Here is a 21,191-nt window from a genome sequence, read left to right as displayed (position 1 = left end):
GGTTACATTCCGAACCCGGAAGCTAAGCCTTACAGCGCCGATGGTACTGCAGGGGGGACCCTGTGGGAGAGTAGGACGCCGCCGAACAATCATTGTATGAGAGCCCCGCACCGGGAACGGTGCGGGGCTTTCTGCGTTTAGGGTCTTTCCATGCGCTACGACCTGGTTATCTTCGACAACGACGGCGTTCTCGTCGACAGTGAGCCGATCTCCAATCGGCTGCTGGCCGGCTATCTGACGGAGCTGGGCCACCCGACGTCGTACGACGAATCCATTCGGGACTACATGGGCTCCGCGATGCACCGGATCCATGAACTGATCATGGAGCGGACGGGCCGGCGGCTGCCCGAGGACTTCGACGACGTTTTCCACGAGCGAGTCTTCGCCGCCTTCGAACGTGAACTGGAGCCCGTGCCCGGGGCCGTCGGAGTGCTGGAGAAGCTCACCGCGGACGGGGTGGCGTACTGCGTGGCCTCGTCCGGGAGCCATGAGCGGATCAGGGTCGGGCACCGGAAGACCGGGCTGGACCGGTGGTTCGACGACGAGCGGATCTTCAGTTCGCAGGACGTGGGGCGGGGGAAGCCGGCACCGGATCTGTTCCTGCACGCGGCGGAGCGGATGGGGGTGGCGCCGGGGCGGTGTGTCGTGATCGAGGACAGTCCACTGGGCGTACGGGCCGCCGTCGCGGCCGGGATGGACGTGTACGGGTTCACCGCGATGACGCCGGCCTCGAAGCTGACCGGGGCCGGGCGGCTGTTCGGTGACATGGGGGAGCTGGCCGACCTGTTGGCCGGCTGACATTTGTCCTGCCGAGCACTGGACGGTTGTTTCTACCGAGGGCCTCCGCCCCGGCCCGATGCTGTGGGCATGACGACGAACACGGGCACGGGAAAGCAGCGTCGGGGCAAGCGTCGTACCTTCGTGTCGCTCTTCCTGGATGTGGGGGTGCCCATCGGGTCGTACTACCTGCTCAAGGGCGTGTTCGGGATGAGCGCGGTCGCCGCGCTCGGCTGGAGCAGCGTGGTGCCCGTCCTGCGCACCGGGTGGGGTGTGCTGAGGCAGCGGGACGTGAACGCGCTCCCGCTGCTCGTCCTCCTGGCCAACCTCGTCGGTCTGCTGCTCAGCTTCGAGACGGGTGACGCCCGGCTGCTGCTGGTCAAGGACAGCGCGGTGGCCAGCCTGGTCGGGTTCGTGATGCTGGGGTCGGTGCTCGTGGGACGGCCGATGATGACGGGGACCCTCAAGCCGTGGCTGCTCAAGGGGGACGCGGAGCGGGAGGCGGCGTGGGTGCGGCTGCGGCGGGAGTCGCGGGCGTTCCGGCGGGCGGAGCGGCTGTTCACCGGGGTGTGGGGGGCCGCCTTCGTCGGTGAGTGTGCGCTGCGGATCGTGGGGGTCTACTCGTTCTCGGTGGACACGATGGTCTGGCTCGGGACGGTCGTCATGATCGTCACGATGCTGGTGGCCTTCGTGGTCAGCGGTGCGCTCGGGGCCGGTCCGATGACCCACATGATCGGCGCCAACGTCCGTGAAGCTGAGGAGAATTCATCTTTGGCCGGATCTACCCACGGGTAAGCCGGGGCCCTACGCTCGCCGCCATGACTGATGTGCTGCGGCGCGGTAGGGCTTCGCTCGCGTTCGGCTTCTTCGCCCAGGGCGTTGCCTTCGCCCTGCTGGTCACCCGGATTCCGGCCATTCAGGACCGGTACGGCGTCTCCGACGCGCTGCTGCCGGTGTTCCTCGCCGCGGTGCCGATCCTGGCCGGCGCCGGGAGTGTGGCGACCGAGCGTCTGGTGCGCCGGGTGCGGCCGAGCCGGGTGCTGCGCTGGTCCCAGCCCGTGGTGCTGCTGTCCCTGCTCGGCGTCGGGGCGGGGGACCGGATGGTGGTGCTGGCCGTGGCGCTGGGCGTCTTCGGGCTGGCCGTGGGAGCGCTGGACGCGTCGATGAACATGCTCGGCGTGAGTCTGCAACGGGCGTACGGGCGCAGCATCATGCTCGGGTTCCACGCCGCGTACAGCCTGGGCGGGATTCTCGGGGCCTCGCTGGCGTGGGTGGGGGCGCACTGGGATCTGGCGCTGTGGGTGTCGTATCTGCCGGTCGTCGTCCTGCTGTTGCCGGCGGCGCTGGTGGGGAGCCGCTGGTACGTCGACGGGGACCGGAGTGGGGCGGAGGGGCCGGGCGGGCCGGGCGGGGGCGGTACGGGGGTCGGGTTCAAGTTGCTGCTGCCGCTCTGTCTGGTGATGTCGTTCGCGTACATCGGTGACTCGACCGTCTCCAACTGGAGTGCGAAGTACCTCCAGGACGTGCTGGGGAGTTCGGAGCAGCTCGCGACCGTGCCGTACAACGTGTACATGGTGACCACGCTGGTCGGGCGGGCGGTCGGGGACTTCGGGGTGCGGCGGTTCGGCGCCGTGGCGGTGGTGCGGAGCGGGGCGGTGATCGCGGCGGTGGGGTTCGCGGTGGTGGCGGGGGCGCCGGGGGCCTGGGTGGGGATGCTCGGGTTCACGCTGCTGGGGCTGGGGTTGTGCGTGCTGGTGCCGCAGACGTTCGCCGCGGCGGGGCGGCTCGCCACCGAGAAGCACGGTCCCGGGGCGTCGGACGCGGCGGTGGCTCGGCTCAACGTGTTCAACTACGTCGGCTTCCTGATCGGTTCGCCGTTGGTGGGAGCGCTCGGCGACGCCTGGAGCTACCGCGGGGCGATGCTCGTACCGATGGTGTTGGTGCTGGTGACGGTGTTCTACGCCCGGTCGTTCGACTCTCAACCGGACCGATACGGTGGCGGGCATGAGCGGCCGCGCACAGCTGATGTGGGACGAGGCAGTAACGGGCTATGACTTCGGGCCGGAGCATCCGATGGATCCGGTCCGGCTGGCCCTGACGCGAAGTCTGGTCGGTGCCCTCGGGCTCGACCGGGAGGTGGAGGTCGTCGCGGCGCGGGCGGCCGGCGAGTCGACGCTGCGGCTCGTGCACCGGCAGGACTACATCGACGCGGTGAAGGCGGCGTCGATGGACCCGGGCGCGGCGGACGGATCGTACGGGCTGGGGACCGTCGACGACCCCGCCTTCGCGCGGATGCACGGGGTGTCGGCGCTGATCGCCGGGCAGTCGGTGGGGGCGGCGGAGGCGGTCTGGCGCGGTCAGGCGCTGCACGCGGTGAACTTCGCGGGCGGGCTGCACCACGCGATGCCGGGCGCGGCCTCCGGATTCTGCGTGTACAACGACGCGGCGCTGGCGATCGCCCGGCTGCTGGAGCTGGGCGCCGAGCGGGTCGCGTACGTCGACGTGGACGTGCACCACGGGGACGGGGTGCAGGCGGCGTTCTGGGAGGACCCGCGGGTCCTGACGGTGTCGCTGCACGAGCATCCACGGACGCTGTTCCCGCAGACCGGGTGGCCCGAGGAGACGGGTGCGGAGTGCGCCGAGGGGTCGGCGGTGAACGTCGCCCTGCCGGCGGGGACCGGGGACGCGGGGTGGGTGCGGGCGTTCCACGCGGTGGTGCCGGAGGTGCTCGCGGACTTCCGGCCGCAGGTGCTGGTGACGCAGCACGGGGCGGACACGCACTTCGAGGATCCGCTGGCGCATCTCGCGGTGTCGCTGGACGCGCAGCGGGCGGTGCAGGTGGCGTGTCACGAACTGGCGCACGAGTACGCCGAGGGGCGGTGGGTGGCGCTCGGCGGGGGCGGGTACGCCGTGGTGGACGTGGTGCCGCGGTCGTGGGCGCACCTGGTGGGGATCGCGGCGGGGCGGCCGGTCGACCCGGAGACGGTGATCCCGGAGGGGTGGCGGCAGGAGGTGTACGCGCGGACGCGGCAGTTGGGGCCGATGCGGATGACCGATGGGCGGTGGCCGGTGGGGTGGGCCTCGTGGGAGGAGGGGTACGACCCCGCGGACCGGCTGGATCAGGCGGTGGTGGCGGCTCGGCGGGCGGTGTTTCCCTTGCGGGGGTTGTTGGCGTGACGTCTGGTCGCCGCGCGGTTCGGTGATCCGGTGTGGGTGCGGGCCGGGGGTGGGTGTCGCGGGCCGGCGCTGGCCGGGTGCCGCTGCGCCCACCCGTGCCGCCCCAGCGGCACGACTGCCCGCAGCTGGGAGGCTGCGGTGTTACGCCGTCCGTGCGTCGGTTGCCCGGTTCTGCCGCCTGGAGGGGGGTGGACCCGGCAGCATCGGGTGGGTGCTGACGCGTGGGGCTCTGCGGGCTCATTTGCTGGACGTGCGGCTTGCCGGGGTGGTGGCGACTGCTCGGGAGGTGAGTCTGCGGAGTTACCGGTTGTTCGCCGCGCGGGATCCCCGGGTGCTGATCGGGATCGATCCGGTGAGGGACTGGGGGCACCGGGAGCTGGTCGCGCTGATGGCGGAGAGGTGTGGGGTCTCGGCCGATCCGCGGGATACTTCGGGCCAGGACGTGATCGACCCCGAGCGGACCCTCGCGGCGCTGGACGCCTTCGCGGGCAGGCTCGCCGCCGTCGCTCAGCGTCGTGGCCCGGTCCTCCTCGGCACGGGGCACCCGCACCGACTGCTCGGTTTCTACGTCGCCTTGGCCGAGGCGTTGTCGGCGGCGGGATGTACTGTCCTCACCCCGGCGCAGGGTCGCTGTGTCGACATAACGACCCGGTTCGGTCTACGCACGTACCGTCTCGACTACGTCCGGGGCGTCGCGTTGCTGCGCGGGGACGGCGGTGGTCGCGCGGGTGGTGAGCCGGGCGCACACACCCACTCTCCGCTCCCGGTTCGTACCGCGCTGGCCGCCGCGGCCGAGGCGGGCGGGCCGCTGCCCGAGCTGGTGATCGGGGATCACGGGTGGGTCTGCGGAGCAGGTCAGCTGGGGTTCGAGGCCATCGGGCCGGCCGATACGGACGATCCCGCGCTCTTCGTCGGGGAGGCCGAGGGGTCCGTGTCCGTCGTCGTTCCACTTGATGACGCTGTGCGCTCCGAGTACTACAGACCGCTCACCCGCTACGTACTCAATCGGGCGTGTCTGTCACGGTAGGGAAGCGATGGGTGCACCTCTTCCCCATTCGCATCACCCGCCCCTACATTGGGGAGTGAGCACGCAGCGACGAAGAGTCACCGGAAGGGGAAGCCGGTGGCCGTCGAGTGCGGAAGGTTCAGGTGTGTCATGGCTGCAGCTGGCGAAAGGCCTCTGAACGAGGTTCAGTTCCTTACCGTGGCGGAAGTCGCCTCGGTGATGCGCGTGTCCAAGATGACCGTGTACCGGTTGGTGCACAGCGGTCATCTGCCCGCGATCCGGGTGGGACGGTCGTTCCGCGTCCCGGAGCAAGCGGTTCACGAGTACCTCCGCGAGAGTTACGTGGGGGTGGAAACGGCCTGACGGCCTCGATTACGACCTCAGCGCTCGGGCGGGTAGGCTGGCCCCTCGTAGGTCGTGTGGGCCCATGGCGCTCACCAACCGAGTGATGAGAAGTGAGCGAGGGTAGTCGTGGGCTCTGTTATCAAGAAGCGGCGCAAGCGGATGGCCAAGAAGAAGCACCGCAAGCTGCTCAAGCGCACGCGCGTTCAGCGTCGCAACAAGAAGTAAGCGACGCTGCGCCGTCAGCGTGTCCTGTGGCCCCCCACCGCATCCGGTGGGGGGCCACAGTCGTAGGCCGGTGTCCGGGGAGCCGGCGCGAGGCGATACCGCGAATTCTCGTCACCTGCTGCATCCGGCGGTCATCACAGCGCAACACCGACCGGCTAAGTTGGCCGGCGGGCGGGGAAGGCGGCAGGGTACGCAGTAGGGCGGAAGAAAGGCGCTGATCTTGGGCAAGGTCGTGCTTGTGACCGGAGTGGCCCGGCACCTCGGGGGCCGGTTCGTCCGGCGTATCCAGCGAGATCCCGACGTGGACCGGGTCGTGGGCGTGGACGCCGTCCCCCCGGAGCACCATCTGGGCGGCGCCGAGTTCGTACAGGCCGACATCCGGCAGTCGGCGATCGGGCGGGTGCTGGCCGAGACGGGTGCCGACACGGTCGTGCACATGGACGTCACGGGAACGCCGCTGGTCAGCGGCAGCCGTACGTCGGTCAAGGAGACCAACGTCATCGGCACGATGCAGCTGCTCGGGGCCTGCCAGAAGTCGCCGACCGTGCAGCGCCTGGTGGTGAAGTCCAGTACCAACGTCTACGGGTCCGCGCCGCGCGACCCGGCCGTCTGCACCGAGACCACCGCGCCCAAGTCCCTGCCCAGCGGCGGCTTCGCCAAGGACGCGGTCGAGGTCGAGGGGTACGTGCGGGGCTTCGCGCGCCGTCGGCCGGACGTGGCGGTGACCGTGCTGCGGTTCGCCAACATCCTGGGCCCGGACGCGGGTACGCCGCTCGCCTCGTACCTCGGGCTGCCGGTGCTGCCGACGGTGTTCGGGTACGACCCCCGCCTCCAGTTCGTGCACGAGGACGACGTGATCGAGGTGCTGCGGATCTCCTCGCACGAGCCGCGGCGGGGCACGCTGAACAGCGGGACCTTCAACATCGCCGGCGACGGCGTGCTGCTGCTGTCCCAGTGCTCGCGGCGGCTGGGGCGCCCCACGGTGCCGCTGCCGCTGCCGGCGGTCACCTGGGCGGGCACGCTCGTGCGTACGCTGGGGATGACGGACTTCTCCCCCGAGCAGATCCGGCTGCTCACCCACGGGCGGGTGGTGGACACCACGCAGATGCGCGAGACGCTGGGTTTTCGGCCGAAGTACACGACGGCCGGAGCGTTCGCGGACTTCGCGCGCGGCCGCGGTGCCGGGCTGCTGCCGCCGGAGGCCCTCGCGGGGGCCGTCGACCGGATCGCGGAGTTGTCCCGGCGGGGCAACGGCCACCTTCCGACGCAGAGCGCCAACTGAGGAGCGCATCAACAATGGCGGACGCCAAGGTCATTCCGTTCGACGACGACCGGTCGCGGGGGAGCGGTACGGGGGGTGCGAGCGGCGGTAACGCGGTACCGCGTCCGGCGCGGCGCCGAGGTGCGGGAAGCCGGCGCAAGGGCACGGCGGAGCCGGCGCCGGTGCGGGAGGTGCAGCCACTGCCCGTGCGGGGGGCCGCGGAGCAGGACGGCGACGTCCCCGTGGAGCCGGAGCCGGAGGACGCGGACGGCGGCCTGGAGCAGCGGATCGCGGGTGGGCTGGCCTTCCTGCGCCGCCGTCTCACCGGGGACTACGAGGTCGACGACTTCGGGTACGACGCCGAACTGACCGACCAGGTGCTGATGTCGCTGCTGCGGCCGGTGTACGAGAAGTACTTCCGGGTCGAGGTGAAGGGCGTCGAGAACATCCCGGCCGAGGGCGGTGCGCTGATCGTCGCCAACCACTCCGGGACGTTGCCGCTGGACGGGCTGATGATGCAGGTCGCCGTGCACGACCACCATCCGGCGGACCGGCATCTGCGGCTGCTCGCGGCGGACCTGGTGTTCGTGCTGCCGGTGGTCAACGAGCTGGCGCGGAAACTCGGGCACACGCTGGCCTGCGCGGAGGACGCCGAACGGCTGCTGGCGCAGGGCGAGCTGGTCGGGGTGATGCCGGAGGGCTTCAAGGGCATCGGCAAGCCGTTCGGCGAGCGCTACAAGCTCCAGCGGTTCGGGCGGGGCGGATTCGTCTCCACGGCCCTGCGGCAGGGGGCGCCGATCATTCCGTGCTCGATCGTCGGGGCGGAGGAGATCTACCCGATGATCGGCAACTCCAAGACCCTGGCGCGGCTGCTGGGCTTCCCGTACTTCCCGCTCACGCCGACGTTTCCCTGGCTGGGCCCGTTGGGCGCGGTCCCGCTGCCGACGAAGTGGACGATCCAGTTCGGCGAGCCGATCCCGACGGACGGGTACGCGCCGGAGGCGGCGGAGGATCCGATGCTGATGTTCAACCTGACGGACCAGGTCAGGGAGCAGATTCAGCACACGCTCTACAAACTGCTGGTGCAGCGGCGGTCGGTGTTCTTCTGACCGGTGGTGGGGTGCCCCCTGCTTCCAGGGAGCACCCCACTCGGGTCAGTCCGCGTCCTCCGCCTCGATCCCCAGGCCGGGCAGGAGGCCCGGGAGGAGGGGCGGGAGGGTGACGTCCGGCTCGGTGGGCAGGGTGTTGTCGCCCGTCGACGGGGAGGCGGGGCGGGTGTCCTCCTTGGGCGGGTCGAGCAGGCCGCCGGTGCCGCCACCGAGGAGTCCGTCGTCCTCGTGGCCGGAGTCGGACGACTCGCTGGGACCGCGGCTGTCGGTGCGGCCGCGGTCGGACGTGCCGGAGTCGCCGGTGCCGGGGGCGGACGAACGGTCGGTGCCGGGCTTGTCCGTGGTCGCCGGGCCGGAGTCGCCCGGGCGGCCGCCGGTGCCGCGGTCCTCGTCCTGGGCGGGTGGCCGGGGCAGCATGGACTGAAGCGGGGCCACGTCATCGTCTATGGCGTCGAACACCGACGACACCTGCTCACTGACGTCCCCCAGCTGCACGGGCAGCCGCTCGCGCAGCGCTCCCCAGGTCTCCCGGTGGGAACGGGAGAAGGAGGAGAGGGCCTGCATGGGGGCCAGCGAGTCGGGGTCGTGGGCGTAGGCGGCGCTGAGCAGCCGGTGTCCCTCGGAGGCGTCGTGCTGCATGCCGGAGAGGGCGCGGCGGATCTCGTTGAGCGACTCGTGGTCGAGGGGGCCGCTGCGGCCGCGCTCCATCAGCCGTCGCGCCTCGCTGAGCCGGGTCGACGCCCGGTCCAGGTAGGCGCGGCCGCGCTCGTCGTTCCCGTCGGCCAGGCCGAGGCGGAAGTCCTCTATGCCGCGCTTGAGGCCGTACAGCGAGTCGCCGGGCAGGGCGTCCGAACTGGCGGCGGCGACTCCGCCGAAGGCTCCCGCGGCCACGCTCACGCTCAGTCCGCCCGCGGTGAGGCCCTTGGCCAGCCGCGAACGGGGCCGGAACCTGCTCATCGGGGCCGCCCGGTGGCTGCCGCGCGCCCGGCGCTGCTCCGGGACCGACGTGTCCCCCGCCCCACCGCCCGCGGTGCCCTCTTGCAGCATGGCCTCGAACGCGGCCACCAGCTGGGCCCGCTGGACGACCTTGACCTCGGGATCCAGCTGCGGCCGGGGCAGCGTCTCCAGACCCTGCGCGAGGGTCATCAGACGACCCTGCTCGGTCGGATCCGCGGTGGCCCCGGCGGCCGCCGGTCCTTCGGGCTGCTCGGCCGCCCCGGGATCGGACTGCTCCTCCAGAGCCTGGGCGAAGGCGTTCGCCCGCCGGTGTGCCGATACGTTCGCGATCACTGGCGGCACCTCCTCTCGCTCTCGTCATGACGGTCGACTCCCCAGGGGGTCCTGAGGGTTGCACGCCCCGATCGGAACCATCCGATCGGGTGATCGGAGTCGGCCGGGGAGTGACCACAGGGAGCCTGCATTCCGCACAACGAGCGGCGCGGCACTTGGGTTACGGACGGTGGATGATCGGACCGCTGTCCCAACCGACTTTCACCGATGGTGATTTGGAAAACGCGGAGGGTCAGCGGGCGTCGTCCGGGAGCAGCCGGGCGAGGGTGCGCACGGCGCGGTACTGGAGCGTCTTGATGGCGCCCTCGTTCTTGCCCATGACACGGGCGGTCTCGGCGACCGAGAGACCCTGGAGGAAGCGCAGCGTGACGCACTCCTGCTGCTGCGGGTTGAGCCGGCGTACCGCCTCCAGCAGGGCGGCGTTGGAGAGCGATTCGAGGACCGAGTCCTCGGGGGACCGCTCGACCTCGTTGGCGTCGAGCATCTCGCCGGTGGTGACCTCCAGCCGGAAGCGGCTGGACTTGAAGTGGTCGGCGACGAGGTTGCGGGCGATGGTCACCAGCCAGGCGCCGAAGTCACGGCCCTGCCAGGTGAAGGTGCCGATGCGCCGCAGTGCCCGCAGAAAGGTCTCGCTGGTGAGGTCCTCGGCGGTCGCCTTGCCGCCCACGCGGTAGTAGATGTAGCGGTAGACGGTGTCGCTGTACTGGTCGTAGAGCCGGCCGAAGGCGTCGGCCTCACCGGCCTGGGCCCGTTCGACCAGGTCCATCATGCGGGCGCTGTCGCTGTCCGCGGCGGGGCGGCGGTGGGTGGTGGCGGCGGTCCCGGACGAGGACGACCGCGCGCGTCTGCCGACGGCGGCGCTCCCTTCGGCCAGTGCGTAGCACGGACCGGCGGGCGCGGCGGCGGCGGCGAGGGCTGGGACGGCGGGGACGGCATACGCGGTGGGGACGAAGCCGCGCAACAGGTCTTGGGCTGATTTGACCGTTGCGCGCAGCGTAGCCAGGCCCGAGGCGTCAACCCCGACGTGTGGGTACACGGGACTCCCAGAGGCAGAGCTTCCATCACGTGCAGTTCGGAACCTGTCACCCGTCGTAGCGAAGGTGGGGTACCGGAATGCGTCTGAGGAGAATAACGCTTCGTGCAGGCACTGCTACGCCCAGTTGCTCAAATCATCGATTACGTCGCTTCTGTGCCCGATTGACGCTCGATCGGTTGCGGCAAAGTGATCAGTAGATGACCGAAAAGGTTCGGGTTCCTTGTTGCTACAGAGCGTGTTGTGGCCGATGTGAGGAAGTGCGAGGAACCGGGACTGGAGAGGGCGTCCCGCGGGTACGTCACATGGCTCGGGTCAGCGGCGGCGGCGGTGCAGCGCGATGGCCGCCGCGGTGCCGCCCGCCACCGCTCCGACGCCCGCGGCCGCGGGGATGCCGACCTTCGCCGCCTTGCGGCCGGTGCGGTAGTCGCGCAGGCGCCACTCCAGCTCCCGGGCGTGCTTGCGCAGCTTGGAGTCGGGGTTGATCGCGTACGGGTGTCCGACCAGCGACAGCATCGGGATGTCGTTGTGCGAGTCGCTGTAGGCGGCGCAGCGGGACAGGTCCAGGTGCTCCGCCGTGGCCAGCGCCCGTACCGCCTCGGCCTTCGCCGGGCCGTGCAGGGGCTCGCCGACCAGCTTGCCGGTGTAGACGCCGCCGATGGACTCGGCCACCGTGCCGAGCGCGCCGGTCAGGCCGAGGCGGCGGGCGATCACCTGGGCGATCTCCACCGGGGCCGCCGTGACCAGCCAGACCTTCTGTCCGGCGTCGAGGTGGGCCTGGGCGAGGGCGCGGGTGCCGGGCCAGATCCGCTCGGCCATGTACTCGTCGTAGATCTCCTCGCCGATCGACTTCAGCTCGGAGACGCGGTGCCCCTTGACGATCGACAGCGCGGAGTCGCGGGCGTCCTGCATGTGCTCCGGGTCCTCGAGCCCGGCCAGCCGGAAGTACGCCTGCTGCCAGGCGAACCGGGCGAGGTCGCGGGTCTCGAAGAACTTCCGCTTGTACAGGCCCCGGCCGAAGTGGAAGATCGCGGCGCCCTGCATCACGGTGTTGTCGAGGTCGAAGAAGGCCGCCGCGCGGTCGTCGCCGTGGACCGGGAACTCCGGTTCCGCGCCGGAGTCGGGCGCGGTCTCCGGTGTGGACCGCGCGGACTTGCGGGCTGCCTCCGCCGAAGCCTCGCCTGCCAACACGCTCCGCGCCGTGGCGGAGCGCCTACGGGGAGAGAGCCATCCGAGAGCGGCCATGTCCGTGAGCATAGCCAGTTTGTTCGGAGGCTTCGGAGCCGAGACGTTCGCAGGCTGTGAACTCTGGACGACCGGGTCGTTAAAGGGCGCGGGAGAATGGCCGGCATGAGTCCCCTCTTCCGCCGAAAGCCCGCGCAGGCCCCGCAGCCCCCGCAGACCCCGGGGGCCCCGCACTCCGCCCAGTCCCCTGAGCATTCCGAGAACCATCTCGTCACCCTCATCCGCAAACCCGGCTGTCACCTGTGTGATGACGCACAGCTCGTCGTGGAGAAGGTCTGCGCCGACCTGGGTGTCCCCTGGGAGGGGAAGGACATCACCCAGGACCGCCAACTGCACGACCAGTACTGGGAGCAGATTCCGGTCGTCCTGGTCGACGGCAGGCAGCACACCTTCTGGCGTGTGAACGAGGAACGGCTGCGCAAGGCACTGACCGACCAGTCCAAGTAGTCCGTATGGTCGCTTAGGATCGATGGTGACCAGGTCTCGGGGGCGTTGATCGTGAGGAGCGTGTACGGCTTTGCCCCCGATGAGTGAGGAACGAGGGTGCGTGTGCGCCGGTTCCCGTCCCGTGCGCCGGGGGCGCGTGACCCCGGTCACGTTGGCCGGGCAAATCGGACACCATCTTTGTGCACGCGTTCACAAAGACATAGCCTGCATTCGACGGGGCGGTCATGTAGGGACGTATGACCGCCTACAGCCCCGCTCTACCCGCAGGAGCACCGTGGCAACTGGCCGAACACACCGACCGGCGACCCGCAGCCGAGGGATTCCCGAGGCCACCGTCGCCAGGCTTCCGCTGTACCTCCGCGCCCTCACCGCGCTCTCCGAGCGTTCGGTGCCCACGGTCTCCTCCGAGGAGCTGGCGGCCGCGGCCGGGGTCAACTCCGCGAAGCTCCGCAAGGACTTCTCCTACCTCGGCTCCTACGGGACCCGGGGCGTCGGGTACGACGTCGAGTATCTCGTCTACCAGATCTCCCGTGAACTCGGCCTCACCCAGGACTGGCCGGTTGTGATCGTCGGAATCGGTAACCTCGGTGCCGCCCTCGCCAACTACGGCGGGTTCGCCTCCCGTGGATTCCGGGTCGCCGCGCTCATCGACGCCGATCCGGGGATGGCCGGAAAGCCCGTGGCCGGCATCCCGGTGCAGCACACCGACGAGCTGGAGAAGATCATCGACGACGACGGTGTGTCGATCGGCGTGATCGCGACCCCCGCCGGCGCCGCCCAGCAGGTCTGCGACCGGCTCGTGGCCGCCGGTGTCACCTCCATCCTGAACTTCGCGCCGACCGTGCTGAACGTCCCCGAGGGCGTCGACGTGCGCAAGGTCGACCTCTCCATCGAGCTTCAGATCCTCGCCTTCCACGAGCAGCGCAAGGCCGGCGAGGAGGCCGCGGCCGACGGCGTCGCACCGCCCTCCGTCGCCCGCAAGCAGCGCCCCACCGAGCAGGGACCCGACGGGGACGTACCCGCCGTGATGCCGGCATGAGTCTCCTCGTCGTCGGGCTGAGTCACCGCAGCGCCCCCGTCAGCGTCCTGGAGCGGGCGTCGCTCGGCGAGGACGCGCAGCTCAAGCTGTTGCAGGACACGGTCGCCGCCGAACCGGCCACCGAGGCCGCGGTGCTGGCCACCTGCAACCGCATCGAGCTGTACGCCGACGTGGACAAGTTCCACGCCGGTGTCGCCGAGCTGTCCACGCTGCTCGCCCAGCACAGCGGGGTCGGCCTGGAGGAGCTCACTCCCCATCTCTACGTGCACTACGAGGACCGCGCCGTCCACCACCTGTTCTCGGTGGCCTGCGGCCTCGACTCGATGGTGGTCGGCGAGGGGCAGATCCTCGGCCAGATAAAGGACTCCCTGGCCCGCGCCCAGGACCTGCACACCGCCGGCCGGCTCCTGAACGACCTCTTCCAGCAGGCGCTCAGGGTCGGCAAGCGCGCCCACTCCGAGACCGGCATCGACCGCGCCGGGCAGTCCCTGGTCACCTTCGGCCTGGAGCAGCTCTCCGCCGGGGCCGACCCGCAGATCTGGGCGCAGGGCAAGAAGGCCCTGGTCATCGGCGCCGGCTCGATGTCGTCGCTGGCCGCCGCGACGCTGGCCCGGGCCGGAGTCGCCGAGATCGTGGTCGCCAACCGCACCTTCGAGCGCGCCGAGCGCCTCGCGCAGATCCTCTCCGAGGGCGACGACACGGACGTGCTGGCCCGCGCGGTACCGATGGACTCGGTGCCGTTCGAGCTGACACGTGCCGACGTGGCCGTCTCCTGCACCGGCGCGACCGGCCTCGTCCTCACCGCCGACTCCGTCGCCGCGACGGTCGAGGGCCGTACCGGCGCCCCCGCCGCCGAGGCCGACGGCGTACGGGACGAGCCGGAGGCCGCCGCCGCGCCGCTGCCGTCCCCGGGTGCCGCCGCCGACGAGAACTGCCCGCTGGACCTGTCCACCGTGCCGACCGGCTTCTCCGTCATGGGCGAGGCCGCCGTGGCCGGGATGGACGCCGCGACCCTGGAGCAGCACGGGGCCTGGGCCGCGGGCGGCGCCGCGGTGGACCGGCCGCGCGAGACCGGGCGGCCGGGGCCCGAGGCGGACGCCGAGCTGATCGGCGCGCTCGCCGCCACCGCCGCGAGCGTCGGCCGGATCCCCGAGCGCCGCCGGCCCGAGCCCGTCGCCGAGGTGCCGCGCCCGCAGCCCGTGCTCTTCCTCCTCGACCTCGCCATGCCGCGCGACATCGACGCCGCCGTGCACCGGCTGGCCGGGGTGCGCCTGGTCGACATCGAGTCCCTCGCCGACGCCTCCGCCGACGCGCCGATGGCCGCCGACGTCGACATGGTCCGCCGCATCGTCGCCGACGAGGTCGCGGCCTTCGGCGCCGCCCAGCGCGCCGCGCACATCACGCCCACCGTGGTCGCGCTGCGCAGCATGGCCGCCGAGGTGGTGGCCGGTGAGATCGCCCGGCTCGAGGGGCGGCTGCCCGGCCTCGACGGCAAGCACCGCGCCGAGATCACCCAGACCGTCAAGCGTGTGGTCGACAAGCTGCTGCACGCGCCGACGGTACGGGTCAAGCAGCTCGCGGCCGAGCCCGGCGGCGCCGGGTACGCGGACGCGCTGCGCACCCTGTTCGACCTCGACCAGGAGACGGTGGCCTCCGTCTCCCGCGCCGAGAACAGCACTGAGAAGAACCGAGGGCCGGCATGACTGAGAAGGCACTGAGGCTGGGGACGAGGCGGAGCAAGCTCGCCATGGCCCAGTCCGGGCAGGTGGCGGACGCCGTGAGCCAGGTGACCGGTCGGCCCGTTGAGCTGGTCGAGATCACCACGTACGGGGACGTCTCGCGGGAGCAGCTGGCGCAGATCGGCGGCACGGGCGTGTTCGTCGCCGCGCTGCGCGAGGCGCTGCTGCGGGGCGAGGTGGACTTCGCGGTTCACTCGCTCAAGGACCTCCCCACCGCGCAGCACGAGGGCCTGGTGGTGGCCGCCGTACCCGAGCGCGAGGACCCGCGGGACGTGGTCGTCGCCCGGGACGCGCGCAAGCTGACCGACCTCCCGCGCGGGGCGCGCATAGGCACCGGCGCACCGCGCCGCATGGCGCAGCTCAACGCGTACGCCCGTACCCACGGGATGGAGATCGAGACGGTCCCGATCCGGGGCAACGTCGACACCCGCATCGGATACGTCCGCAGCGGGGAGCTGGACGCCGTCGTGCTGGCCGCCGCCGGACTGAACCGGGTGGGCCGCAGCGACGAGGTGACCGACTTCCTGTCGGTCGACACGGTTCTGCCCGCCCCCGGCCAGGGGGCACTGGCGATCGAGTGCGCGGCGGACAACGCCTCGCTGATCGCCGCGCTCGGCGAACTCGACGACCCGTTCACGCGGGTCGCCGTAACGGCCGAGCGGTCACTGCTCGCCGCCCTGGAGGCCGGCTGCAGCGCCCCTGTGGGCGCCTTGGCCGACCTTCTGGCCGACGGGCAGACTGTCAAGGAGATGCGCCTGCGCGGCGTCGTCGGCACGACCGACGGCTCGACGCTGGTGCAGCTGTCCACCACCGGTCCCGTGCCCGAGACGCACGAGGCGGCGCTGGCATTCGGTCGCGAACTCGCCACCGAGATGCTCGCCCAGGGCGCGGCCGGTCTGATGGGGGAGCGAGCACATTGAGCCCCACCGCCTTTCCCGCCGGTCCGGAGCACGGGCACGTCACCTTCCTCGGTGCCGGACCCGGAGATCCGGGACTGCTGACTCTGCGCGCCGTGGAGGCGCTGTCGCACGCGGACGTCCTCGTCGCCGAGCACGAGGTGCTCGACGTCGTACGTACGCACGCGCGGCAGGGCGTTTCCGAGGTGCACACGGATGCCGACCCGTCGGATCCGGGCACAGGAGCGCCCCAACTGAAGGTAGTTGACGGAGCGTCAACGACCTCGGGTGTCCCCGCTGTGCGGGATGCCGCACATCTTGTCATGGAGGCCGCGCGGGGCGGCAGGCGGGTCGTGCGTGCGGTGACCGGTGACCCCGGGCTCGACGCGTACGCCGCCGAGGAGATGCTGGCGTGCGCCGCGGCCGGGGTGCCCTTCGAGGTGGTCCCCGGTATCGCGAACGCCGTCGGCGTGCCCGCGTACGCCGGTGTGCCGCTGCGTGACGCCGAGGGCGCCGACGTGCGGTTCGTGGACGCCCGTACGGCTTCCGGCCGCTGCTGGACCGAGGTCGGTGCCTCGGACGGCACGGTCGTGGTCTCGACGACGCTGGACTCGGTGGCCGCGGCCGCGGGCGAGCTGGTGTCGGCGGGCCGCAAGCCGGACACGCCGCTGACGGTGACGATCGCCGGTACGACGACGCGGCAGCGCACCTGGACGGCGACGCTCGGCACGGTCGCGCAGACGCTGAAGCAGGCGAAGGTGCTGCCGTCCCCGGACGGTGGCCGCCCGGTGATAGCCGTGGTCGGCGAGCGTTCGGCCGCCGCCCGGCGCGACCAGTTGTCCTGGTTCGAGTCCAAGCCGCTGTTCGGCTGGAAGGTCCTCGTGCCGCGGACGAAGGAGCAGGCGGCGTCGCTCTCCGACCAGCTGACGTCCTATGGCGCCGTGCCGCACGAGGTCCCGACCATCGCGGTGGAGCCGCCGCGCACCCCGCAGCAGATGGAGCGGGCGGTCAAGGGCCTGGTCACGGGCCGCTACGAGTGGATCGCGTTCACCTCGGTCAACGCGGTGAAGGCGGTCCGGGAGAAGTTCGAGGAGTACGGGCTCGACGCCCGTGCCTTCGCCGGGATCAAGGTCGCCGCGGTGGGCGAGCAGACGGCCAACGCCCTGATCGCCTTCGGTGTGAAGCCGGACCTGGTGCCGAGCGGCGAGCAGTCGGCGGCCGGTCTCCTGGAGGACTGGCCCCCCTACGACCCGGTCTTCGACCCCATCGACCGCGTGTTCCTCCCCCGCGCCGACATCGCCACGGAGACCCTGGTCGCCGGGCTGATCGAGCTGGGCTGGGAGGTCGACGACGTCACGGCCTACCGCACGGTGCGCGCCTCGCCGCCGCCGGCCACCACCCGGGAGGCGATCAAGGGCGGCGGCTTCGACGCGGTGCTCTTCACGTCGTCGTCCACGGTCCGCAACCTGGTCGGCATCGCGGGCAAGCCGCACAACGTCACGGTGATCGCGTGCATCGGCCCGGCGACGGCCAAGACGGCCGAGGAGCACGGCCTGCGGGTCGACGTCATGGCTCCGGAGCCGTCGGTGCTGAAGCTGGCGGAGGCCCTGGCCGACTTCGGCACCCGGCGCCGCACGGCGGCCGTGGAGGCCGGCGACCCGGTGACCAGGCCGAGCGAACGGCGGCCGGGGGCGCGCAGACGGCGCTCTTCGACGTGAAGTGAGGCGGGGCGTCCCCTTGGGGGGCGCCCCGCCTTCGTCGTCCGGGGTGGTGCGTCAGGCGTTCCTACCAGGCGGTGGCGCCGCAGTCCTCCGTGCCCGTGGTGTAGTTCCACAGGCAGACGCGGGAGCCCGCGTCGGTTCCGTTCCAGTGGTAGCCGGTGGAGTTCTTGGAGTTGAGGATCCAGTACGAGTGGGACACGGCCGTCCAGCCGTATCCGCCGGATCCCACGCGCCGGCGCTGGAGCACGAAGAGGCACTCGTTGTTGTTCCACGACTGCCCGACCGCCTGGACGTACCCGTCGGACCGCTTGTTGAGCCACCCCTTGCACTGGCCGGCCACCGCGTCCTTGCCCGGGATGTAGCCCTGGACGGAGACGTCGGTCTGCGCGGGGGCGGCCTGTGCGGTGCCGCCGGTGAGGAGCGTGGCCGCGGCGGCCGCGGCGATGCCGATGGCCGCCGAACGGGTGCGGAGTCGAGTCATGTTTCCCCCTTGGTCTCGGACCTCGTCTCGGATTGCCGAGGTACGCGCCGATGCTGCCAAGGAGCGCCCGTGAACACGTCAAACGAGGAACTGACTTCCCCTGCAACGAGCGGGGTAGTCCCAGGGCGGTAGCGGGGCGGCCGGCGCCGGCGCCGGCGGGAGTGGGCCGGGGCGGGACGGCGGGTGGGCCTGGAACGCCTGGAAGAGGTAGGCGAGGAGGCGGCGGGCGGCCGGGAGGGCCACTTCGGGGGGCTGCCCGGCCAGGCCGTTCACCGCCATGAGGAGCAGGGTGATGTCGGCCGGGTCGAAGTCCTCGCGGAGCTGTCCGACCGCGCGGGCGCGCTCGATCAGGTGGGACAGGCGTTCCTCCGCGCAGGCGCGTTCCTCGGCGTGGTCGAGGGAGTCGGGGAACCCCGCCATGAACACGGTGTCGAAGCCGCGGTCGGTGACCAGGGTGGTGCACACCTGCTCCAGGAGGGTGTACAGGCCGTGGCCCGGGTTGGGGTCGGCCAGGGCCTCCTCGAAGGCCGCCGCGCACACGGAGAGTTGTTCGGTGAAGGCGGCCGAGACCAGCGCGGAGCGGGTGGGGAAGCGGCGGTAGAGGGTGGCCACGCCGACGCCGGCCCGGCGGGCGACCGCGCTCATGGGGGCGTCGACGCCCTGGGCCGCGAACACCTCGCGCGCGGCCTCCAGGACGCGTTCGCGGTTGTGGCGGGCGTCCGCGCGCAGGGGTTTGTGAGAGGTCTGATCAGGCACTGTTTCTCACTTCCGGGCAAGTGGACGGTGTCGTCCACTTACGTGCTTAGCGTGAGCGTAACAGCGGACGCGGGCCCGCCTCCGCGCTCCACGAACGCGACCCGGGACGAGATCATGAGCGAGATCACGAGCGAGATCACGAGCGAGAGCACGAGAGAAATGAACGCGGTTCTCTTCGACCGCTACGGCCCTCCTGAGGTGCTCCACGTCGGCCGGCGGCCGGTGCCGGCCATCACCCCCGACGAGGTGCTGGTGCGGGTGCGCGCCGCCGGGGTCAACGGCGGTGACCTGCTCGACCGGACCGGCAAGGTGCGCCTGGTGACCGGCCGGACCTTTCCCAAGGCGTCCGGCATCGACTTCGCGGGGGAGGTCGCCGAGGTCGGGGCCGCGGTCCGCGGGGTGCGGGTGGGTGAGCGGGTGTGGGGGCTGCTGGGACGCAGCACCGGCGCCATGGCCGAGTACGTCGCCGTCAGCCCCCGGCGGATCGCGTCCGCGCCGGACGCTCTCACCCCGGAGGAGGCCGTCTCGGTGCTCGCGGGCGCGACCACCGCGGTGACCGCGCTGCGCGACAAGGCCGCTCTCCAGCCCGGCGAGCGGCTGCTGGTGCGGGGCGGAAGCGGGGGCGTGGGCAGCGTCGCCGTGCAGGTCGGCAAGGTCCTCGGGGCGCACGTCACCGCGCTCGCGGGCGGGAGGAACCTCGACTTCGTACGCGGCCTCGGCGCCGACGACGCGCTGGACCACCGGACGACCGCGCTGTCCGCGCTCGGGCGGTTCGACGTCGTCCTCGACACCGTCGGGACCCGGCAGTCCCCGGTCCGCCGCCTGCTCGCGCCGGGCGGGCGCATGGTCGCCGTCACCATCGACTTCGACCGGCCGCTCGCGGGGATCGCCGGCCTCCTCGCGTCGGCCGTGCACGGCAGGGGCCGTATCCGCGCCTTCAGCGGCAATCCCGACAGCGCGCTGCTGGCCGAGGTCACGCGCCTCGTGGACCACGGCGCGCTCGTGCCCGTCGTGGACACCGTCCATCCGCTCGACAGCGTCGCCGACGCCCACCGGGCCCTGGAGGCCGGCGGGGTGCGCGGCAAGCACGTCGTGCGGGTCGCGTAGGGCAACCGGCTCCGCTCTGAGGTGCGTTGACAGGCGGTGGGCGGGTGCGTGTAATGAGGGTGGTGCCGCGTGGCGCCGGTCAAAGAGCAGTGGGCCGGCCGGCGATCGGGCGAGCGCCCTTCACCCAAAGGGTCCGTGATGCGTTCCTACTCCGCGCCCTGACACGACGCAGCCCCTGAGCACGTCGTCGTCCCTCTCGCACTTTCCCGGAGACCCGAGAACCCTATGCCCACGTCTTTCCAGCAGCCCGTCACGCACGAGGACGGGAACCTGCTCCTGCTCACCACCACCGGCGCCCGGACGGGGCGCCCGCGCACCGCGACGCTCCGCTACGTCCGCCACGGCGGCGCCCTCCTGGTCGTCGCCTCCCACCCCGGTTCGCCACGCCGTCCCGGCTGGTACCACGACCTGCTCGCCCGTCCCGTCGTCGGCGTGGAGATCGGCTCCCGCTCCTTCGAGGCGCTCGCGGTCCCCGCCGAGGGGCACCGGCGCGAGGAACTGTTCGCGCACGTCGTACGGGCGGCGCCCGCTTACGGGGACCACCAGGCCCGGACCGCCCGCCCGCTGCCGGTGGTCGTGCTGGAGCGGGCCGAGCCCGAGGGGTGGGAGGCGCCGGAAGAGGTCCGTACCCTCGCCGACAAGCTTCTGGAGGTGCACACCTGGCTGCGGGGACAGCTGCGGCAGGTGCGGGCCGAGGCCGAGGCGCACTTCGCCTCCCCGGGGCCGGCCGGTGCGCCGCCCGGCCTCGGGCTCCAGATCAGGCAGCGCTGCCTCGCGTTCTGCCAGGCGCTGGAGTTCCATCACGTGAGCGAGGACGGGCACCTGTTCCCGGGGATCGCCCACCACCACCCCCACCTGGCCGGCGTCTTCGACCGCCTCGCCGACGAGCACCGTACGGTCGCCCGCCTCCAGGGCGAGCTGGCGGCCCTGCTGACCGACATCGCCGTCGCCGACCCCCGGCGCTTCCGTGCCGAGCTGGCGGAGATGTCCGCACAGCTGAACGCCCACCTCGACCACGAGGAGGAGGTGCTGCTCCCGCTGCTGGCCGAGGTGCCATGGCCGCCGGTCGCGCCTTAGTCGAACTCGAGTACCTCCTTGAGGCGGGCCAGGTCGGCGGCGACCGCGGAGGCGTCACGCTCGAAGTCGGCGTCGCTGGTCCCCGGCTGCCGGCGGACGGTGAACACCACCTCGCTGCCGGCGCCGTCGGCGATCACACGGACCGGGTTGTGGACGGTCTCCCCGGACGGCAGCGTGACGTGGTGGTCGAGCACCCCCAGTTCGTTGCGGGGGACGAAGGCGACCTCGACCCGCCCCATGGGGGAGGACTCCGCCACCCACCGGTTGCCGACCCGCTCCATGGACCCGCCCAGACCGTGGGCCCACGCGGGCAGGTTGGCCGGGTCGGAGGCGTAGGCGTAGACCTCGCCGGCGGTGCGGTCGATGTGGACGCCGAGGTGGCGCGATTGCCTGCCGGTGTCGTTCATGGCAGCGACGGTAGTGGGCCGGCGGAGCCTTTCTCTTGAACGAATCGGACAGA

Annotated in this window: 22 protein-coding genes and 1 rRNA gene; 17 read left to right on the top strand and 6 right to left on the bottom strand. The window is 71.7% G+C overall.

Going from position 1 to position 21,191, the window contains the following annotated elements:
* The 10 genes from rrf to ACZ67M_RS16415 form a co-directional block, all read left to right on the top strand.
* Positions 1-87 (top strand): 5S ribosomal RNA (gene rrf, locus ACZ67M_RS16460); the annotation flags it as partial.
* Between the two features lie 63 nt (positions 88-150).
* Positions 151-798, top strand: a complete 648-nt coding sequence (locus ACZ67M_RS16455) for an HAD family hydrolase (RefSeq protein ID WP_392009471.1) — start codon at positions 151-153, stop codon at positions 796-798.
* Between the two features lie 69 nt (positions 799-867).
* Positions 868-1,572 (top strand): VC0807 family protein, encoded by a 705-nt coding sequence (locus ACZ67M_RS16450; protein ID WP_469851328.1) that lies wholly within the window; start codon positions 868-870, stop codon positions 1,570-1,572.
* A 23-nt stretch (positions 1,573-1,595) separates the two neighbouring features.
* Positions 1,596-2,831 (top strand): MFS transporter, encoded by a 1,236-nt coding sequence (locus tag ACZ67M_RS16445; RefSeq protein WP_392105182.1) that lies wholly within the window; start codon positions 1,596-1,598, stop codon positions 2,829-2,831.
* The gene (locus ACZ67M_RS16440; protein WP_469851327.1) at positions 2,782-3,954 is read left to right on the top strand and encodes an acetoin utilization protein AcuC; all 1,173 of its coding nucleotides are present in this window, start codon (positions 2,782-2,784) and stop codon (positions 3,952-3,954) included. Before ACZ67M_RS16445 ends, ACZ67M_RS16440 begins: the two co-directional genes overlap by 50 nt.
* Before the next feature lie 211 nt (positions 3,955-4,165).
* Complete coding sequence (locus tag ACZ67M_RS16435; RefSeq protein WP_361353543.1) at positions 4,166-4,981, top strand: phosphatase; 816 nt, start codon at positions 4,166-4,168, stop codon at positions 4,979-4,981.
* A gap of 129 nt (positions 4,982-5,110) precedes the next feature.
* The gene (locus ACZ67M_RS16430) at positions 5,111-5,323 is read left to right on the top strand and encodes a helix-turn-helix domain-containing protein (protein ID WP_004984898.1); all 213 of its coding nucleotides are present in this window, start codon (positions 5,111-5,113) and stop codon (positions 5,321-5,323) included.
* A gap of 108 nt (positions 5,324-5,431) precedes the next feature.
* Positions 5,432-5,530 carry a 30S ribosomal protein bS22 gene (locus tag ACZ67M_RS16425; RefSeq protein WP_003948845.1) on the top strand — a complete coding sequence of 33 codons (99 nt, stop codon included), beginning with the start codon at positions 5,432-5,434 and terminating at the stop codon, positions 5,528-5,530.
* A 220-nt stretch (positions 5,531-5,750) separates the two neighbouring features.
* Positions 5,751-6,812, top strand: coding sequence for an NAD-dependent epimerase/dehydratase family protein (locus ACZ67M_RS16420; RefSeq protein WP_361353540.1), 1,062 nt, complete (start codon positions 5,751-5,753; stop codon positions 6,810-6,812).
* Between the two features lie 14 nt (positions 6,813-6,826).
* Positions 6,827-7,900, top strand: coding sequence for a lysophospholipid acyltransferase family protein (locus ACZ67M_RS16415; RefSeq protein WP_469851325.1), 1,074 nt, complete (start codon positions 6,827-6,829; stop codon positions 7,898-7,900).
* A 45-nt stretch (positions 7,901-7,945) separates the two neighbouring features.
* Here ACZ67M_RS16415 and ACZ67M_RS16410 read toward each other — a convergent pair whose 3' ends face one another.
* From ACZ67M_RS16410 to ACZ67M_RS16400, 3 genes are all read right to left on the bottom strand, one after another.
* Entirely contained in the window at positions 7,946-9,190 is a 1,245-nt protein-coding gene (locus tag ACZ67M_RS16410; RefSeq protein ID WP_392009486.1) for a DUF5667 domain-containing protein, read from the bottom strand.
* Between the two features lie 232 nt (positions 9,191-9,422).
* The gene (locus ACZ67M_RS16405) at positions 9,423-10,226 is read right to left on the bottom strand and encodes an ECF subfamily RNA polymerase sigma factor, BldN family (protein ID WP_361353531.1); all 804 of its coding nucleotides are present in this window, start codon (positions 10,224-10,226) and stop codon (positions 9,423-9,425) included.
* A 312-nt stretch (positions 10,227-10,538) separates the two neighbouring features.
* Positions 10,539-11,468, bottom strand: a complete 930-nt coding sequence (locus ACZ67M_RS16400; protein WP_361353528.1) for an HAD family hydrolase — start codon at positions 11,466-11,468, stop codon at positions 10,539-10,541.
* A 96-nt stretch (positions 11,469-11,564) separates the two neighbouring features.
* Between ACZ67M_RS16400 and ACZ67M_RS16395 the strand changes: the two genes are divergently transcribed.
* The 5 genes from ACZ67M_RS16395 (at position 11,565) to ACZ67M_RS16375 (ending at position 17,307) form a co-directional block, all read left to right on the top strand.
* Complete coding sequence (locus ACZ67M_RS16395) at positions 11,565-11,915, top strand: glutaredoxin family protein (protein WP_361353525.1); 351 nt, start codon at positions 11,565-11,567, stop codon at positions 11,913-11,915.
* A 274-nt stretch (positions 11,916-12,189) separates the two neighbouring features.
* Positions 12,190-12,954 (top strand): redox-sensing transcriptional repressor Rex, encoded by a 765-nt coding sequence (locus ACZ67M_RS16390; protein ID WP_361353522.1) that lies wholly within the window; start codon positions 12,190-12,192, stop codon positions 12,952-12,954.
* Positions 12,951-14,657, top strand: a complete 1,707-nt coding sequence (locus ACZ67M_RS16385; protein ID WP_361353519.1) for a glutamyl-tRNA reductase — start codon at positions 12,951-12,953, stop codon at positions 14,655-14,657. Before ACZ67M_RS16390 ends, ACZ67M_RS16385 begins: the two co-directional genes overlap by 4 nt.
* A complete protein-coding gene (gene hemC, locus ACZ67M_RS16380) occupies positions 14,654-15,613 on the top strand; it encodes a hydroxymethylbilane synthase (RefSeq protein WP_361353516.1) in 960 nt (319 codons plus the stop codon). The genes ACZ67M_RS16385 and hemC overlap by 4 nt, the downstream gene beginning before the upstream one ends.
* Complete coding sequence (locus ACZ67M_RS16375) at positions 15,610-17,307, top strand: bifunctional uroporphyrinogen-III C-methyltransferase/uroporphyrinogen-III synthase (protein ID WP_361353512.1); 1,698 nt, start codon at positions 15,610-15,612, stop codon at positions 17,305-17,307. Before hemC ends, ACZ67M_RS16375 begins: the two co-directional genes overlap by 4 nt.
* A 67-nt stretch (positions 17,308-17,374) precedes the next feature.
* Here ACZ67M_RS16375 and ACZ67M_RS16370 read toward each other — a convergent pair whose 3' ends face one another.
* The gene (locus tag ACZ67M_RS16370; RefSeq protein ID WP_361353509.1) at positions 17,375-17,791 is read right to left on the bottom strand and encodes a hypothetical protein; all 417 of its coding nucleotides are present in this window, start codon (positions 17,789-17,791) and stop codon (positions 17,375-17,377) included.
* Positions 17,792-17,869: 78 nt separating this feature from the next.
* The gene (locus tag ACZ67M_RS16365; protein ID WP_469851320.1) at positions 17,870-18,547 is read right to left on the bottom strand and encodes a TetR/AcrR family transcriptional regulator; all 678 of its coding nucleotides are present in this window, start codon (positions 18,545-18,547) and stop codon (positions 17,870-17,872) included.
* 114 nt (positions 18,548-18,661) lie between these two features.
* Here ACZ67M_RS16365 and ACZ67M_RS16360 point away from each other — a divergent pair, with 114 nt between their 5' ends.
* Complete coding sequence (locus tag ACZ67M_RS16360) at positions 18,662-19,654, top strand: NAD(P)-dependent alcohol dehydrogenase (RefSeq protein ID WP_469851359.1); 993 nt, start codon at positions 18,662-18,664, stop codon at positions 19,652-19,654.
* A gap of 225 nt (positions 19,655-19,879) precedes the next feature.
* Entirely contained in the window at positions 19,880-20,731 is an 852-nt protein-coding gene (locus ACZ67M_RS16355; protein WP_469851319.1) for a nitroreductase/quinone reductase family protein, read from the top strand.
* Here ACZ67M_RS16355 and ACZ67M_RS16350 read toward each other — a convergent pair.
* Entirely contained in the window at positions 20,728-21,138 is a 411-nt protein-coding gene (locus ACZ67M_RS16350; protein ID WP_392009501.1) for an SRPBCC family protein, read from the bottom strand. The genes ACZ67M_RS16355 and ACZ67M_RS16350 overlap by 4 nt on opposite strands.
* Positions 21,139-21,191 lie beyond the last annotated feature (53 nt).

Source organism: Streptomyces sp. NPDC107500 (genome assembly GCF_055582785.1).
The sequence above is the reverse complement of the archived record's forward strand: the minus strand, read 5'-3'. Positions and strand labels throughout refer to the sequence as shown.